Annotated in this window: 13 protein-coding genes; 3 read left to right on the top strand and 10 right to left on the bottom strand. The window is 46.3% G+C overall.

The window, feature by feature from the left end; all coding sequences use genetic code 11:
• Nucleotides 1–12: 12 nt before the first annotated feature.
• Nucleotides 13–723, bottom strand: coding sequence for a murein tripeptide amidase MpaA (mpaA, locus tag DYB02_RS20130; protein ID WP_029804694.1), 711 nt, complete (start codon nucleotides 721–723; stop codon nucleotides 13–15).
• Nucleotides 724–864: 141 nt separating this feature from the next.
• On the opposite strand from mpaA, the gene DYB02_RS20125 reads away from it, so the two are divergent.
• Nucleotides 865–2,490, top strand: a complete 1,626-nt coding sequence (locus DYB02_RS20125; RefSeq protein WP_029804695.1) for an ABC transporter substrate-binding protein — start codon at nucleotides 865–867, stop codon at nucleotides 2,488–2,490.
• Nucleotides 2,491–2,553: 63 nt separating this feature from the next.
• Here the strand turns inward: DYB02_RS20125 and DYB02_RS20120 are convergent, their stop codons facing one another.
• The 8 genes from DYB02_RS20120 to DYB02_RS20085 form a co-directional block, all read right to left on the bottom strand.
• A complete protein-coding gene (locus DYB02_RS20120) occupies nucleotides 2,554–3,138 on the bottom strand; it encodes a flavodoxin family protein (RefSeq protein ID WP_025574527.1) in 585 nt (194 codons plus the stop codon).
• Between the two features lie 136 nt (nucleotides 3,139–3,274).
• The gene (locus DYB02_RS20115) at nucleotides 3,275–3,868 is read right to left on the bottom strand and encodes a mechanosensitive ion channel family protein (RefSeq protein WP_020838327.1); all 594 of its coding nucleotides are present in this window, start codon (nucleotides 3,866–3,868) and stop codon (nucleotides 3,275–3,277) included.
• Between the two features lie 505 nt (nucleotides 3,869–4,373).
• A complete protein-coding gene (locus DYB02_RS20110; protein ID WP_005464845.1) occupies nucleotides 4,374–6,488 on the bottom strand; it encodes a type I secretion system permease/ATPase in 2,115 nt (704 codons plus the stop codon).
• Between the two features lie 15 nt (nucleotides 6,489–6,503).
• A complete protein-coding gene (locus DYB02_RS20105) occupies nucleotides 6,504–8,417 on the bottom strand; it encodes a bifunctional diguanylate cyclase/phosphodiesterase (protein ID WP_005500162.1) in 1,914 nt (637 codons plus the stop codon).
• A 5-nt stretch (nucleotides 8,418–8,422) separates the two neighbouring features.
• On the bottom strand, nucleotides 8,423–9,106 hold the full coding sequence (locus DYB02_RS20100; protein ID WP_005464869.1) for a transglutaminase-like cysteine peptidase: 684 nt from the start codon (nucleotides 9,104–9,106) through the stop codon (nucleotides 8,423–8,425).
• A gap of 114 nt (nucleotides 9,107–9,220) precedes the next feature.
• Nucleotides 9,221–10,612 carry an HlyD family type I secretion periplasmic adaptor subunit gene (locus DYB02_RS20095; RefSeq protein ID WP_005464847.1) on the bottom strand — a complete coding sequence of 464 codons (1,392 nt, stop codon included), beginning with the start codon at nucleotides 10,610–10,612 and terminating at the stop codon, nucleotides 9,221–9,223.
• Between the two features lie 169 nt (nucleotides 10,613–10,781).
• Nucleotides 10,782–12,008, bottom strand: coding sequence for a sigma-54-dependent transcriptional regulator (locus DYB02_RS20090; protein WP_005477499.1), 1,227 nt, complete (start codon nucleotides 12,006–12,008; stop codon nucleotides 10,782–10,784).
• Entirely contained in the window at nucleotides 12,001–13,851 is a 1,851-nt protein-coding gene (locus tag DYB02_RS20085) for a sensor histidine kinase (protein ID WP_029862022.1), read from the bottom strand. The genes DYB02_RS20090 and DYB02_RS20085 overlap by 8 nt, the downstream gene beginning before the upstream one ends.
• Before the next feature lie 461 nt (nucleotides 13,852–14,312).
• On the opposite strand from DYB02_RS20085, the gene pdxH reads away from it, so the two are divergent.
• Nucleotides 14,313–14,948 (top strand): pyridoxamine 5'-phosphate oxidase, encoded by a 636-nt coding sequence (gene pdxH / locus DYB02_RS20080; protein ID WP_029804697.1) that lies wholly within the window; start codon nucleotides 14,313–14,315, stop codon nucleotides 14,946–14,948.
• 76 nt (nucleotides 14,949–15,024) lie between these two features.
• Here the strand turns inward: pdxH and DYB02_RS20075 are convergent, their stop codons facing one another.
• A complete protein-coding gene (locus DYB02_RS20075; protein WP_029805948.1) occupies nucleotides 15,025–15,744 on the bottom strand; it encodes a helix-turn-helix transcriptional regulator in 720 nt (239 codons plus the stop codon).
• A gap of 838 nt (nucleotides 15,745–16,582) precedes the next feature.
• Here DYB02_RS20075 and DYB02_RS20065 point away from each other — a divergent pair.
• On the top strand, nucleotides 16,583–17,395 hold the full coding sequence (locus DYB02_RS20065) for an AraC family transcriptional regulator (RefSeq protein WP_005468852.1): 813 nt from the start codon (nucleotides 16,583–16,585) through the stop codon (nucleotides 17,393–17,395).
• The last annotated feature ends 228 nt before the right edge of the window (nucleotides 17,396–17,623 follow it).

Genomic DNA, 17,623 nt, shown 5'->3' with positions numbered 1-17,623 from the left:
ACCAACAGCGAACTAAAGATCCGGATCGTGCATCAGTAAAGCAATAAAAGCGGATAGATGCTTTTCAATGGTGAGATCGGCAGAAATTGCCGGTAACTCCAACGTGATGCAAGGTAAATCACGTTCACTACACCAAGTGCCGAATGAGCCGGGGGTTTCGTAGTCGACATCGTCCACGATTGGCAGCTGAAACTGCTCGCCGAGCCATTTGGCAAGGTTGGAATGTTTGGGATCATCTACAAACGCAAGCGGTTCATGAAACGACACTACAAACTTTGGCCTGCGCAGTTCAATCAAGTTAATTAATGCGCCAACTTCTGGCTCTAGCTGGTTTTTAGAGCCTGTTTTCACCTTTACGTCTCGAACGGGTGTGTGAGAGCTCCATCGATACACGGTGTCATGCTCAGTCCAATTTTTGGTTGGAAACGCGCGATTGAGATCCACTTGGTTTGCATTTGCGCGTGTGCCTAGCTGGTTGCCGTCAGGATTCATTGACAGAATCACATCATGTCGTAAGTTTTTAGCTGGCAAGCTTCTTAGCGCACAGGACAAACCTGCAATCGAGGCTGTCTCATCCCCGTGAGTGCCTGCCAAAATCAAACCTCGCGAAGCACTTTCGACTTGCGCCGGAAAATACAGTAGTGGCGCACCAAGCACGGAATGACCGTATGTTGTTGGCCGAATTAAAAATGTCGCTCTTTCCGTTCTTGGAATTAGACTCACCGTAATCTCCTGATTGATGAAGTAATATCAATATCTAAGCTAATTAAACCTAGCTAAACCGAACCGTTTAAACTCGTCAACGGTTGAAATGTTAATTGTGGCGCTTGCTTCACAAGACGCGTTAGGAGAACGAAAAACGATATGGATTTTAAAAAACATTCAACGGCGTTGCTGATTTCCTCTTTATTCACCCCTTTTCTTTCTGCATCTGTCGTTGCGGATACCTTACCTAACGGCGTTCAACTCGCCGCAGAGCAACATTTGGTACGTGCGAATGACGCAGAGGCGGCAACGCTTGATCCGGCAAAAGCCGAAGGTCTGCCAGAAATGCACGTGATTCGTGACTTATTTGAAGGGCTGGTGATTCAAGATCGTGACGGAAACATCATTCCCGGTGTGGCGGAATCGTGGGAAACCAAGGACAACCTAACCTTTGTTTTTCACTTGCGCAAAGAAGCGAAATGGTCAAATGGCGAGCCTGTGACGGCGGATGATTTTGTCTATTCACTGCGCCGAGCGGTGGACCCGAAGACCGCTTCTCCAAATGTTTGGTATCTCAAACTCACCAAGATCAAAAACATCGCCGATGTGGCAGAGGGCAAAAAGCCTTTGGACGATCTCGGTATCGTGGCGGTGGATAAATACACCTTACGTTTTGAGTTGGACAGTCAAGTACCGTACTTTGTTGCTATGACTGGGCACACGTCCATGATGCCAGTGCATCAAGCGACAGTGGAAAACCGCGACAAGCCGTGGAGCGATCCAGACCAATTTGTTAGCAACGGTGCATTCACATTGGATAAGTGGGTCGTGAATGAGCGCATTGAACTGGTTAAGAATCCAAGTTACTGGGACAGCGCAGATACGCATTTAAACAGAGTGACTTACATTCCGTTTGAAAACCAAAACGCGTCGATCAATCGTTATGCGGCAGGAGAGCTGGATATCACGTCAGATGTGCCGACTCATATGGCGCAGAAGCTTAAACAAGATTACAAGCAGGCTTACACGGTGGTGCCATTGCTGTGCACGTATTACTACGCGTTCAATACCACTCGTTCACCATTTGATGATGCGCGAGTGCGTCAAGCGGTATCGTACTCCATCATGCGCGATGTGATCACGAATGGTGTCACTCAAGTCGGCAACCTTCCTGCTTATACTTTTGCGCATCAGTACACCGCAGGGTTTGATGCAACGCCGCCAGAATACAGTAACTGGAGTCAACAACAACGTGATGAGAAAGCACGTGAACTGCTGAAAGAAGCGGGATACGGTGATGGCAAACCTTTGGATTTCAAATTGCTGTACAACACCAGTGAGGCAAATAAATCTATCGCCGTTGCAATAGCCTCGATGCTACACAAGAATCTCGGTGCAAACGTTGAGTTAGAAAACCAAGAGTGGAAGTCGTACTTAGTGGCGCGTAAACAAGGCAATTTCGATGTGATGCGTGCGTCTTGGTGTGGTGATTACAACGAAGCGTCCACTTTCTTGAGTTTATTGCGTTCAGGTTCTTCGGGTAACTTTGCACGTTACAGTAGCCAAGCGTACGACAACGTGATGAACAGTGCATTGGCTGCAACCGATGAGAAAGCGCGCCAAGGATTTTATGACCAAGCAGAACAGTTGCTGGCGGCAGATATGCCCATTGCGCCAATCTATTACTACATGCAAGCGCGTTTGGTTCGCCCTACAGTTGGCGGTTTTGCCAAAAACAACGTAGAGGGTCGTATCTACTCGAAAGACCTCTACATCAAGAAGTAGCTCTCAAAACAAGCGATAAATACGAAGCCCCGAAGATGTATCTTACGGGGTTTCTTTTTATTGTTAGCGAGTGGAGAGCTTGTCAACTAGCATTGCGACTCGTTTGCCAAGATACTCCGCCGTTGCAACATCAGAGGCATGCAACTGACCATCTTCACCGCCTTGAGCAACAATGCCACCTTGCACACCGTAGCGATTCAGGTTTTGCTCCCCAGAATTGCTGATCTTATCCAACCCGACCCACATCATGCCGTGCTGGTATGCAAAGGTTTGAAGGTATTGCAGTGTGCAAGATTGATCGCCATTCAACGCTCCTCCGCTAGTAAAACCTGCTGCCACTTTGTTTGCCCACTTCTGGTTGTACCAAGATTCACTGCTCGCATCGGCAAATGCTTTAAACTGCGCAGCCACTCCACCCATGTAGGTCGGAGAGCCAAAGATAATCGCATCACATTCAGCAAGTTCATCCATTAAGTGAGAGTTCACAAAACGTCCCTCAATAATCTCACTGCCTTCAATTCGGTGAGAGAGGATTTCACATTCACCTTGCTGCTTAATGCCTTGTTGTTCAACGCCTGCGGCAATCGCGCGAGCAAGTTGGCCAGTAACGTCGGTTTTAGAGAAATAAATAATCGCAATTTTGGACATGAAAGATTCCTTCTTTTTTCTGATTAATGTGTAATGTTGAGCATGCTAAAACCTCAAGTTTGGTTTAGGTCAACACTAAAACTTAAAAAGAAGTGCATTAAAAAAGCCGATGTAGATACATCGGCTTTTTAGTGGGTTATTTCTTTCTGCGAGTATAAATCCGAGATTTTGTTTTACTTGGCTCTGGCTTATTTTTCGCCAGCTTTAGTACCGCTTTTTGCAAAATCTGGTTGTTTGGGTAAGTAATCAAGTTTCCGTTGTCGTGCTTAATTAACACGTGAAACATGCTGATTTCTTGAATCTCGCCACTGATGTCTTCGTCTTTGTCTACGACTTTAATACGATCGCCCACTCGGTATGGGAAGACAAAAAAGATCAAAAAGCTGGCGGTGATATTGCTCAGAATTGACCACTGCGCGATAAACGCCACACCCAATACGGCGAAAATGGACGATAGGAACAATGACACATCGCCATAGCCTATACCGGTGATAATGGCAAAAACAGAGGCGGTCAAAAACAGCAGCGCGACATTGAAACAGCGCTGAATAAAACTCAGGCGGGCCTTTTTTACGCCCTTTGAGGTTGCTAAGTTTAAGATGGCTCGATTGACGATTCTCTTCAGGATACGATAAGCGATCAGGACAAAAATGCCCATCAACACTTTGTAACCGAGGGAGCCTGTAGTGAAATACTGGCTCACTTGTTCTAATTGGATCCAATCATTCATTTCTTCAACTCGACGATATTTAGAAAGCGGCTTTTATAGCTGATTTTCTGCTGTAAGTAATCACAATTTTTCTACTCTGTTTACCCTGTATCAGCATTAAAACGCCTTACATGTTACTGAAATAGCATAATGAAAGACTGCGATGGGTAGTATTTCGTTACCATACCTAATATTCAACTAGAGTCGACGTCTCTTTCATGTGCTCAATGTTTGAGCTTCATCCCATATCCAAAATTACGCCAAGTGAAGCGCGTCATAAATTTGATGAATATGACCTTCGTCCTGCTAACCTAGTAGTGGTTGAAAGAAGTTGGTAGGAGAGGCGCGGGCGTATGGAAGAAGATGAAAAGGCGATCATGATGCTGGTGGTGATCGTGGGGTTCGTGCTTATTTGGGTTGTGCTTGAAGAGCTGAACTATCTTGGTTTGCCGATCAAATAAGCCCCGTGAAACATTCGATTCAACGGGGCTTTGTATTTCAATAATGGCTTTCTTGATTTCAGAGATTAGCTAACTGCTCTAACCTTACCTTGCTTCAAGTCGTTCAGCACTTGAGATTTTGGACCGTCTGCAATTACGCTGCCTTTCTCCATTACAATCACGCGATCTACGATATCGAGCATCGACGTTTTGTGTGTAATCAAAATCAGCGTTTCGCTCGGTTTTAACTGCGCCAATTGATGCTTGATGTGCATTTCTGAGCGGTTGTCCATTGCACTGGTTGGCTCATCCATCAAGAGTACCGGAGGACGGCCAAGGAACGCGCGAGCAATCGTCACCGCCTGACGTTGACCGCCAGAAAGCATTGCGCCCCCTTCACCAACCTGACGCTCCAAACCTGCTGGGTCCGATTGCGTAAAGGCGGTCACACCCGCACGATTGGCTGCATCCATCACGTCACGGTCATCGGTTAATGGACGGCCTAGCGTGATGTTGTCGCGGATGGAGCCAAAGAACAGATTGGAATCTTGCGCCACACACCCGATATTGCGGCGAATATCGACATGATGAAGCTGCGCGATGTCGGTGTCATCAATGCGAACATGACCTTCTGTCGGTTGGTATAAGCCCATGATGAGACGCTCTAACGTGGTTTTACCCGAGCCGATACGGCCGATAATCGCCACTTTCTCGCCAGGATTAATCGTCAAACTCAAATCTCGAATTGACGCGACTGGTGAGTCTGGGTAGTGGAAGGTAACGCGTTCTAGCTCAATCTTACCTTGTACAATAGGGCGGTGAATGTAGCGTTTGCCTTCTTCTTGCTCGTCCGGCATTTCCATCACTTGATTGATGATGGTCATCGACGATTTGGCTTGGTTATAACGCGTTGAAAGTAGCGATAGCTGAACCAAAGGCCCAATCGCACGACCACTTAGCATGGTTGCGGCAATCAAACCACCCATGGTTAAGTCACCTTCTGCAATCAAGTAAACGCCTAAGATGATCATTCCGACGTTACTACTTTGCTGCACGAAACCCGCTGCGTTTTGGATGCTGTCGGTAATGCGACGGCTCTTGATGTTCCAGTTTGCCATGTGCGCTACCGCTTCTTCCCAGCGGTATTGGAACTGGCTTTGAGCACTCAACATTTTCACCGTTTCTAAGCCTGCCAAGCTCTCAATCAGGTTGGCGTATTTTTGAGAAGCCAGACGTGAGCCTTCCTCGATAGAACGGCGTAGAGGGCCTTGGATGAGCAGTGAGTGGATGATCAGAATGAGAACACCTACCATCGGCACAAATACCAAATTGCCCGCCATCAACCAAATGATGATTAAAAACAGAATCGCAAATGGTAGGTCGATCAACGCGCTGACGGTAGCGGAAGTGAAGAATTCGCGGATGGATTCAAACTCCTGCAAGTGACGTGCAAATGCACCCACTGACGGCGGTTTGGATTCCATTCGAATCCCCATTACTTTGCTAAACAGTTTAGAGGAGATCAGAATATCCGACTTTTTACCCGCCACATCGATGAAGTAGTTACGAAGTGACTTGAGAGAAAAGTCGAAAATGAACACGACGAAGATACCGCTTGCCAACACCCATAAGGTTTCAAACGCGAGGTTTGGCACCACTTTGTCGTACACCAAACGAGTGAACATTGGTGCGGCAATGGCGAAGATGTTGATCAAAAGAGAAGCGATAAGCACATCGCGGTAGATGCGTTTAGATTGCCACAAGGTTGACCAGAACCAGTGACCTTCTTTGGTTTTGAGCACTTCGGGAGAGCGCTCATCGAAACGGAATTGCTTTTTAACTAAAAAGTAGCGACCAGTGTACTGCTCAAGTAGGTCTTCTAATGGAATGGAGATTGGCACCATTCCACTTTCTAAGGTTGTGACTTCTGCTTCGCGTGTCTCCATATTGATGCTATTGAGAACGCAAGAGTCACCACCTTTAAGAACTAAGATTGCCGGCAGAATCAGGCTGGAGATTTTCTCCAGCTCTGCACGGTTTTCCTTGGCAACCAATCCGGCCCTTTCCGCCGCTCTTGGTAGCAGGAACGGGGTCAATTTACCATCTGACAGCGGAAGCCCATTCACAAGTGCTTCCGGCGAGTTGGCTAACCCATAGTAACGGCTAACGTAGATGAGCGAATTCAGTAAAGGGTCTTTCATCGTTGGTGAACCTTATTATTCCTTGTCGACGATGAATCCTTGGAATACCTCTACGAAGTGCTCGGTGAGGAAATCCAATTGGATCTGAGTTTCAATACGCGATGCAATCGTAGTAATGCCCAAGTTGTGAGCGGTACGAGAGATCGACGTGAGTGTGAACTTCTGTTTTTCGTCGTGTAAGTTGTGTGTGAACAAGTAATCCAGCTTCACGTAGTTCGGACGGAACTCTTGGATGTATTCCAGCGACTGGAAGTTACGACCATAGTTATCGACACCAAACTCAGCACCAGACTGACGAATTGCGTTACAAAGCAGTGCGGTATGGTGCGGATGATCGATGAAGCACTCTTCAGGAATCTCAAAGTGAAGTTTAGACGCCACTTTCGAGTGTTTCTCCAACATGTTGGTTGTCCAGCGAATGAACGATGGCTGAGACAAGCTGCTTTGTGCGATGTTAATCGCGACTGGATCGTTAAGCTCGCCGCTTTCTAGCATCTTAATCATCGACTCAATCACGTATTGGTCGAAGATGTTGGTTGCATCCAACTGTTCCAATGCAAATAAGTATTGGTTAGCACGGTAAGTCTCGCCATCTTTTTCGATGCTTGAGAACACTTCGTTATGGAACACTTTGCCCCAAGTATTCTTCGCAGCTTGGAAGCGGAATTTCACCCAATCGCTGTGGATTGCTTCTTCAACCAACGCTTTCCATTGCTGTTTACCCATCAAGTTAGATGGCGTATCGCTACCAATGAAGCCGTATGGTTTGTCTGGCTGTGCTTTGGCTTTCGATAGTGCGTTATCCACCATAGATAGAACTTCAGAACGCGTTTTCTGATCTTTGCTGTGTGCCACACCAAGCGAGGCTTTTGGTTTTGCTAAGCCAGTTGGATCAGTGTTTAGGCCATTGACACAGTTGACGATGCTGTCCGCGAGAATGCGCAGTTCGCTCTCATCCATGTGCGGGAAAAGCAGACCGAATTCATCACTAGAAAGACGAGCAATGGTGGCTCCCGGAACATCAATGGTGTTTTTCAGACGTTGAGACAACTCTTTCACGTGGGCATCAGCGCGTTGGTAGTCTTTTGTCTCGTAAATGTCGCCAATATATTCTGCATGGAGTAGCGCGATACCCCCTTGCGTTTGTTCTGCCAACCATTGGTCAACTTGGTTGATGTAGAACGAGCGGTTACCTAGTTTGGAGATAGGATCTAGGTATGCTTGAGCACGTAGACGTTGTGCTTCTTTGGCCTGTTCTTTAAATGACAACTCAATCTGTGCCGACATCATGTTGATGCCATCCACGACCGCGATCAGGTCTTTGGTTTTAGGGCGAGTGAGTGGCTCACCAAACTGGTTGTTTGCGATGTCGTGCATTTTCTTCACGATAGCAGCCAGTGGTTTTAGAGAACGACGCAGAATGTAAGAAATCGCAATCAATCCGGCTAGGAAGATGACGCTAAACGCAGATAGCAAACGGATAAAACCTTGCCATAGCTGTTCATACGCCGCGCCTGGGTGGCTGATGATTTCGACTTCGGCCAGTTGCATCCAACCACTGGTGACCACGCGTTTATCGTGAATCGCTTTGAACAGATTCATGTCGATAAACCATTGCGGAACGGTGCTTGGTTTTACTGGGTAAGATCGTACGATCTGGTAATCAGAATCTAACGCGGTGAGACGCACCACTGAGTAGGTACTGCCGTCAAATAATGCATTGATTACCGATTCAACGGCAACCTTGTCTTTATCTTTTAGGTAAGGTGCTAACGCCAAACCCACGGTGTTGATGGTGTTGTTGACCTCTGAACGTTGCTGTTGTTCCAAGCTCGTTCGAGTAGTATTGAATTCGATTACGAATACTGATGCCATCAAGAGTATAAAGACCGTAACCATTCCCACTACAAGCTTCTTATATAGGGTCATGTTTCTCACTCGTCATAGTTAATTTTAGGTTTATTTAACTGCAACTTACGTTCGCGCGAGCGTAAGTCATTCCAAAGGCTCAAACGTGATGCTTTCCCCGCCAGCTCTCCAGTGCCAGCAGAGGACTTCATCAACCACAGGTTTGTACCATTAAAACTGTATATCGGTAGCAAATCGCTACGTTTAGAGGCTCGGACAATTTCTGGATTGATATTGTCGAGGATGAGCGGCTCAGAACTTGGGGTCGGGTAGTAGGCTAATACCATGTGAAACTGATTCAGTTCGATGGCTTTTACGTAGATCAAACGCATCTTTGAATCTGGTATTCCTAGCTCGAGTAACGAGAAGTACTTAGCGATGGTAAAATCCTCACAATCGCCGCCGTTGCTCCCTAAAAATTCGAGTGGCGTAGCCCAATAGTCTGTCTTTCCCCACAGTTTTATGTCGTCAACGAAATAGAGTTGGTTGAAAAAATCGTTAACGCCCACGAGCTGTTCATGAGTCTCCAATTGTTTAAAAAGGTCGATGTTCTGTCGCCATGTATTTACGCGCAATCCGGCGCGTTCGCCATACACCGCTGTGACCGCATCGACCCATCGTTGTTCTTTTGTGCTTAACGCACCAATTTGGAACGAAAAACAACTTAAACTGATTAATAATGTAACTTTACGCTTCAAATTGGATCGCATATTCGACTCACATCACAAGTGTACTCTTCCAATGGGCTCGTTGGTGAGAAATAAGTGCTTTTTATTTAACCACTTATCGAGCTTAACTGCACATTGTGAGTGCCTTTGTATCAGTTACTCCTTCAAGGCGTTGGTTTTGGCGCTTAAGATCGGCTTAAGCAGATACTCCAAAACGGTTCGCTTCCCTGTGATGATATCGACCGATGCTGTCATTCCTGGAATGATTGGTAAATCGGCATCCTGACCAAAGCTGGTTTTTTCTGTGCGCACACGCACGATGTAGAAACTGTTGCCTTCCTCGTCTTGGGTGGTATCTGCACTGATGTGCTCCAGTTCACCCACTAAGCCGCCGTATTTTGTAAAGTCATACGCGGTGAATTTTACGATGGCATTTAGGTTCGGGCGTAGAAAAGCGATGTCTTTCGGGGCGATTTTCGCCTCAACTAACAAGGTGTCTTCGGTTGGTACGATTTCAACGATGTCCATACCCGGTTGGATAACGCCGCCAACGGTGTTGACGTTCAGCGTTTTGATTTTGCCTGTCACCGGAGAGACAACCACCGTGCGGTTTACGCGGTCTTCCAAGCCAACTGCCGATTCAACTAATGCAGACAGTTGGTCTTGAGCATTATTGAGTTTCTCTTGTTGTTCGGAACGGAACTTCAACGCCACATCAATGCGATTGAGCATGGATTCTTTGATGGCGGATTTGATCACTGGGATTTTCAGTTCGCTAGATGTCATTTCACGGCGAGTGTCGTTCACTTGGCGCTGCAATTTGAGTAGCTCAATGCGTGGAACAACGCCTTCATCCGCCAACGGTTGGGTGATATCCAGTTCTTTCTTCGCGTATTGGTAGCTTTGGCGTAAGTTGCGCACTCGCGCTTCAATCTCGACCAAGTCTTGCTGTTTTTGCTCAACTTGTTGATCGATCACCGACAGTTGGTTGCGTAGGTTATCCAAATCTTCGCGGTATTCTGCTTTTTGACGCTGAGTTAATTGTGGCTGCGTCTCTTCCAATACCGGTGGGAAAGTCAGTTTGCCGTAATCGAGAACGACGCTTTTTTCCCAATCTTGAATATTAAAATCGCGATTGACGGCAACGCTGTTGATAGAAGCAGAAAGTTGTAATACCGAGGCGGTCAGGTTGGCAACTTGTTGTTCACGTTCGCGGTAGTCCGAGCGAAAACGAGTATCGTCGATCAACAGAAGTTGCTGGCCTTTTTTCACCAGTTGGCCTTCCTTCACCAGAATTTCTTTGACGAGACCACCTTCCAAGTTTTGAACTACTTGGATTTGAGAAGAGGGAATTACTTTACCTTGACCGACGGTGACTTGGTCGATCTGTGCCCACGATGCCCAACCAATGGCTGCAACAAAAAACAACACCATAACCCACAACATTAGTCGGGCACTATTTGGGGTGTTGAGAAGCAGTGCGGCAGTTTTGTCATCGACAAAATCCAGCTCATCATTGCTGAGTTTGTTGTAGTTGTCTCGGCTCATCACATTCTCTGCTTATATAAATACGGATTATCTTTTTGATCTTATTATTATTACCCGATCATGTCAGCATTCCGGATAATAAAAATAAGTAACAGAGGACATTCGCTCTGGTTAACCGTCAGGCTTCAGCCCGTTCTTGCTGAAAGGCTAAATAGATTTTGAGGTATTGCTACTGAGCCTTAAACTTCGATTTGTCCAACTGATGTTTTTTTAGTTTGTCGTACAAGGTCTTGCGTGACACCTGTAATTCTAGTTGAACCTCTTTAAGTCTGCCTCTGTGTCGCTGCAATGCATCAAATAACAGACAATATTCAAAGTGTTCTGTGCGTTGAGTCATGCTCTGAATTTCGATGCTCTTTTCACTGTCCCAATCTTCCATGCGAAAAGTCTCAGGTTTGAGAGCGCGCAGCTCCGCAAATTGGCGCAGTTGTTTAACGTTTTCTGGCCAAGAAAGCTCTGTAATTCGGCGTACTTCGTCCAAACTGATGTGCGGTGGTTGCAGCTGATAACGGCTTGCTGCATGACGTACGAAGTGTTTGTAAAGTGGGCCAATATCTTCTTTGCGTTCATCCAGCGTTGGTAAGTGGATGAGCGTTGCGAACGCTTTAACATCGGCATCAACCTTGGTCGTCGCACCAAATACGCGCTCCAATTTCGGGTGGTTAAACAGGCATTGCCACTGTGCGAGCGAGATATGTTCTGCGCTGTGCAGGTACAAACTGCAACGATTTGAGTCTTCCGTCAGGTGGTCAATGGCTTTGTCGAGTGCATCTAGCGACAGTTCGTAAAGGTCTTCACCTGAGGCGGCAATCAGCTCGCTGTCTGGTGTGGCGTGAATATCGTGAGCAAATTGCGCAGCTAATCGGCGACCAGTGCCGTCTTGTCCCACGAAAATCAGAGGTTGGTTCGTCGGTGCGCTGATTAAGGCTCGGCGAATACTCACCATGACTTTACTGTGACCAATCATTTTTGGGCCGACATGGGTTTGCATGTCGAGCTCTTTCTTTAGCCAGATGTTTTCTTGCAACAAGTTCAGCTTATCGCTGGCGTTGTTCAGTGATTTCATCAGTTGATCGGTTGAAAATGGTTTTTCCAGAAAGTCGTACGCGCCGCTTTTCATCGCTTCGACCGCCGTTTTAACGTCGCCATGCCCAGTTAGAACGATGAATTGAAAGTGGTGATTTTTGCTCAGCAGCGTACGCATAAACTCTAAGCCATCCATGACCGGCATGTGAATATCCGTAATGATGATTGCTGGAGAATTGGCATCGATAACTCTGAGTGCTTCAACGGCATTGGGAAAGCAAGTGACTTCAATGCCCTCGATAAGTAGTGCTTGTGAAACGGCATCACGAATGTGTGGTTCGTCATCAACAAAGATAACTGCGTTATGCATGGTCGTTTTCCGTTGCTGGTTTGGTGGTTCTGGTGTTTGCCATCGGAACGGTGACAACAAAGGTCATGCCGCCTGACTTACCCGATTGCGTCCCTTGGTGGTTATAGGCGCTTAGTGCTCCGTGATAGCTTTCTAAAATACGTTTTGAAATGGTCAAACCCAGTCCGAGCCCTTCTGGTTTGGTGGTAAAAAACGGGTCAAAGATTTTCGCCAATGCCTCGTCAGACATCCCCGGGCCGTTATCTGACACCAGAATATCGCAGCTCGAATCGTGGCATTGAATCGCGATGGAAATTTGTGGATCAATACAATAGCCATCCATCGCTTGCGCAGCGTTGTGGAACAGATTGATGAGCACTTGTTCTAGTTCAACGCTGTGAATGGCGAGCCTTACCTCGTGGTCGATCGTCGGTACTTTGAGTGTGACGCCTTGCTTGATCAACTTATTGCTCAATATGCTGGTGGCATTGTGCACCGCATCGTGGAGTATCGACACTTCATTATGAGGTTCATGAGAAGTTTTACGGGTGAAGACTTTTAGCCTAGCAATGACCTCGGCAATAGTCTCGTTTAGCGAGAGCATCTTGTTTAAGTTGTCTGCGACCATCGGGTAGCGTTCCATCGACAACAAGCGCTGGGAGTTTTCGGTGTAAGTTCTCAGCGCGGCAAGTGGTTGGTTTATCTCGTGGTTGATACTGGCAGACAACTCTCCCAGCAAAGCAAGTTTGGCGGCTTGAGTCAGCTCTTGCTGAGTTTGTCTTAACTCTTGCTGGCTTTGTTCATACTGACGAACCGTTTGCTGCAACTTGTGGTTTGCTTCACTTAGTACAACCGTGTGTTGCATGACTTTTTCTTCCAAGCTCACATTGAGATTGGCAAGACGTGCCTTGTTTACCAGCATCTGAAACCATGCCAATGCGATCAGGGCAATCAGCGCGTATAAAATCAAATAGACTACATCTGCTTGCAATACTGCCGTCAGTACGGTGTGGTGATTGATTAACGCTACAACGCGAAAACCTTTATCCAACAAATGTGTCGCGTACGCGAGGTAGTTTGGTGACAGCAATAATTGGTTATCCGCAAACTCACTTTCGTCACTTTGCGCGGTAAGTTCGCCGTAATATTCGGGCAACGTGTCACCGTATTGGCGAGTTTCAGTCAGTTCATTGATGGCCGTTGGTGAGAGTGGAAACAGCGCGCGATAGCGCCAATCGGGTAGGTTGCTCATAAACACTACGTTGTGTTTGTCGGTCACCAAAACGTCTGCGCCACTTTGTGCAAGGCGCTGTTCCAACTGCTCCAAATTCACTTTTACCGTGATGACGCCGATGACATCGCCGTTCAACCATAGTGGAGAGGAAAAGAAGTAACCCCGTTTGTTAGAGCGTACTCCTAACCCCACGTATTGGGCTGGCTCACCACGACGGGCATTTTTAAAGTAAGGGCGATAACTAAAACTCGAACCGACAAACGTATCCGCCTGTTGATAGTTACTCGAAGCGATAACCAAGCCTGTTTTATCATGGACATAAATGGTATCGGCCAAACTTTGCTTCAGCCATTGCGCCAACAATAAGTTCAGTTCTGTCGACGGTGCACCTTTCTCAACGGCTTCAAGCAAGCGTGGGTCATGGCTAAGCAAATTGGGAATTTGCTCAAACTTCGCCAGTTCGTAGTCGACTTCTTGTGAGACTTGAGCCGCTTGGCTTTTGAGTTTTTGTTGCCATTGATCGTGTTGATAGCGAGTTGCGTAGTGATGCGTAAGAGCAAGCCCTAGAATGCCGATAACAAACAACAGCAATAGAAAATGGCGCAGGGCTTTGGGATTGAGTAAGTTCACAATTAGCTCACCGGAGTTTTTAATGCCATGTTATCAAAAGGTATTAAACGATGCTGTGAGCGGTAACGTTAACTAGGAATCGAACTGCATTTTAGAAGTAGTATTCCGTACTAATAAATACGTAACGGTTGTTTGCCAAGTAAGCGATTGGTTTGTTGCGTAACATAGCGGTCAGTTTGTGCTCACTTGAGGTTAAATAGTCAATCTTGTCCCGTTAGAGAGCAAACGAAGCGAAGTTATTTTGGGATGACTTCACGTTACTTCTCGTCGCTTCATTCTCATTATTTGGGTGGAAAAACTTGCCCTGCAGTTGGTCTTTGGTCTCGTTAGAAGTGTTGCCGCGCCTCGCTTTTTGCCTGAACCTAGAGGTTACCATCGGTTTTTCAACATCTATGTTTGCTGTCCTTGTATTTCAGTAGCTTCGGGAGCACAATCGACAAAAAACGAGTGAAGGAGTAAAGATGGAACTTGCTGATATTCGTCGTGAGTACACGAAAGGTGGCCTACGTCGTAAAGATTTGAAAGCTGATCCAATTGATCAATTCAACCTTTGGTTGGAGCAAGCGATTAAGGCGGGGTTGACGGATCCTACTGCGATGACAGTGGCGACCGTGGATGAAAACGGCATGCCATTTCAACGAATCGTTTTATTGAAAAACGTCGATAAAGATGGCTTCGTGTTTTACACCAACTTAGGTAGTCGCAAAGCGCAGCACCTTGAGCATAACAGCAACATCAGCCTGCATTTCCCTTGGCATCCATTAGAGCGCCAAGTTCACATTACTGGTGTGGCTGAAAAGCTGACTGCGATGGAAAACATGAAGTATTTTACTTCTCGCCCTAAAGATAGCCAGTTGGCGGCCATTGCGAGTAAGCAAAGTAGCCGTATTTCTGCTCGTGGAGTGCTGGAAGGTAAGTTCCTTGAGCTCAAACAGAAATTTGCCAAAGGTGAAATTCCAATGCCAACATTTTGGGGCGGCTTTAGAGTTAAACCGCAAAGCATTGAGTTTTGGCAAGGCGGTGAGCATCGTCTGCATGACCGTTTCCTATTCTCTCAACAAGATGGCGAATGGGATATCGACCGTCTCGCGCCATAGGGCATCTTACTTAACGCCTAACAAAACACCGCCTTTAAGGCGGTGTTTGTGTTTATAAAGATAAAGCGGCGTGGCGTTAGCGCTCTCCATTCAAAACAACAGAAAGCTGATGTTTAAGCAGCGTTTTGGGTACAACAGAGCCATAGCCTGCCTCCATTGCTTTATCGATCAGCTCGTTCTTACTATTCGCTTCAAACTTGTTTCTTAGACGTGCGACGTGCCCTTCTACCGTTTTTGTGGAGATGCCCATCACTTGAGAAATAAACTGAGGTTTTTTGCCGTAAAGCAGTAAAAATAGCGTTTCTTGCTCACGGCATGTGAGCTTTTCTGGCTTCGGGTTCAGATTCGAAAAACGGAAAATGGATTGATGGTTTAAGTCTGTACCGATGGCTCGACACACCCAGTAGCCCACTTCAATCACGGCGGTGTCGGTTAACTCTCGGCCATAAAAAATGGTGCCGAGGATGTTGCCTTGTTCATCTCGCCAAGGGGTTTTCGTGAAAATATGTGCGCGCCAACGCCCGTCAGGGTAAGGATGAATATCAAGGATCTTCAACGATTCGCCCGTTTCGATCACATGTTTATCTTGGCGTTGAAATTCTTGTGCGCATTCAGTGGTTGGGCTCGACATCTCGAAGTCAGTTTTACCAATGCACTCTTCTGGTGAGGCAAGGCCCAATAATTCGGCGTATTCCTGATTCACATAACGGAATACCGAATCTTTATCTTTGCATCCCCAACAACCCGGTAGCTGTCGGAGGAGCGACTGTTCTATGGTATTGACTGGAATATTCACAAGAGGACTCACTACTGCTATTTAGCCCCAAGCCATCTCTCCATAAGCTGTGTTTACACCAGCATTCAGACATGACTTGGATACATTGCCTGCTTTATGCAGGTCAGTATGCTCACTTCATGGATTCTTTCGTCATCTACGCGGTGTTATTCCTTGATCATGCTTTCGGTAAATAGCACCAGATGACACTGGGAGCGGAGAAAAATGGATCAAGAGTACTCAGCGTGGTGATTGACGTAAGGATACGGTGAGATGGCCGATATAATATCAGCTTATGCCATTGTTTTCATTTTTGAGATACAAAAAAAAGCCAGCCTGAAGACGGGCTGGCAACACAAGATATAATCTTGTCGACGTGTAGAAGAGGTTCTAAATTACATAGCGAGGGTCTGCTAAGTAAGTTAGAGGTATCAATCAGATACCGAGAGCTCAGGGTCGTATGCATCCTAGAGCTCGAGGTCTAATGTATTGAATCAGGGGCATATTAGTAAGGGGGGAAATCCCTCTATGTGGTTTATATTCAATCGATTAATGCGTTTTTAGCCATTCGCGGTAGGAATACATAGAAAAATACGAGACTTTTGTAGTGAAGATCTTTAAGAGCTTAGCCTGTTGCCAATGCCTGCCTTTTCTATCTGCCCGTTTTTGTTAAGAAAGTTGGTTGTACATTGACCGTAAGTTAATCTCGCATGATCATCGTTCCGGAACTATGATCATGTGGTTGGGGTTGATCTTGTTGGTTTGATCTTGCGCGATTGGCTCCGTGGAGATTTGCAAGGCAACCGAGAAGGTATATCATGCCTCGATGTAAGCCGAACGCTTAAGATGACCGTGTGAAATGAGTGACTCAGATAACCCGAAAGCCCCACCATATAAAGAAAGTATGCTGCCAAAACCAGCAGAACTGATCACATTGCCATCTTATATGGATTGCCATGATCATGCTTACACGCAGATCGTGATTGGGCTGAAAGGTCAAGCGGAATTCGAAGTCCGTGGGCAGGGTAATTTAGTCGGTCCTGGGCAAGGTTGTGTGGTAACAGCATGCTCTGATCATGCTTTCGGCGGCGTGATTCATCAATCGGATATTTTAGTGCTGAATATGCCGAAGCCGACCAATGATGACCCTGAGATGCTTCAGAAGATCAATAACCTAGAGCGTTCCCACCTTTATTTTCAACTCGATGGTCAAATTCAGAAGCTGATTCAGATGCTGGTACAGGAAATGCGTAACCATCCTGATGATCTGCTGCTTAGTCGCGCGTGTAATGACACCGTGATTGCATTGATGCAGCGCCATATCTCTGCATTTGAAACCAGCCGCAAAGATTCGCGCTTTGATCTAGAAGCAATAGATCGCTACATCGAACAACACCTCAGCCATAAGATCAGCGTTGCTCAGCTTGCGGGGCGCGTTTTCTTGGGTGAAAGCCAATTCCACAGCTTGTTTAAAGATCAGATGGGGATTACTCCGCATCAATACGTATTAGGTAAGCGCATTGATATGGCTCGTGAGCTAATCGAGCAAGGTCACCTCTCTTTAGGGCAAATCGCCGAGTTTACCGGCTTCTCAAGTCAAAGCACTTTTACTCATACCTTCACTCGATTGCAGGGACTTTCTCCCTCTCAGTATAAGAAACAGGTTGGGTAAATTTACCCAGAAAAAGACAAAACCATGCTCTATGCATGGTTTTTTTGTACTTTTTTACCTGTGATCTATTTCTCAATTTTATAGATTTGAGGCCAAATTGACGGTTTATTGAGCGTTACGGCCTCCAATGCTCAAAAGAAGGTGTTGCTATAAGAATAATCTTATTGATATTCCTAACATTTTGTTGTGATTAAAATGCAAAAATTAAAATTTACAACACAAAATATT

Origin of the sequence: Vibrio parahaemolyticus (assembly GCF_900460535.1) — a bacterium.
Taxonomy (GTDB): domain Bacteria; phylum Pseudomonadota; class Gammaproteobacteria; order Enterobacterales; family Vibrionaceae; genus Vibrio; species Vibrio parahaemolyticus.
Note: the sequence above shows the minus strand (reverse complement) of the source record. Positions and strands in the feature narration are given on the sequence as shown.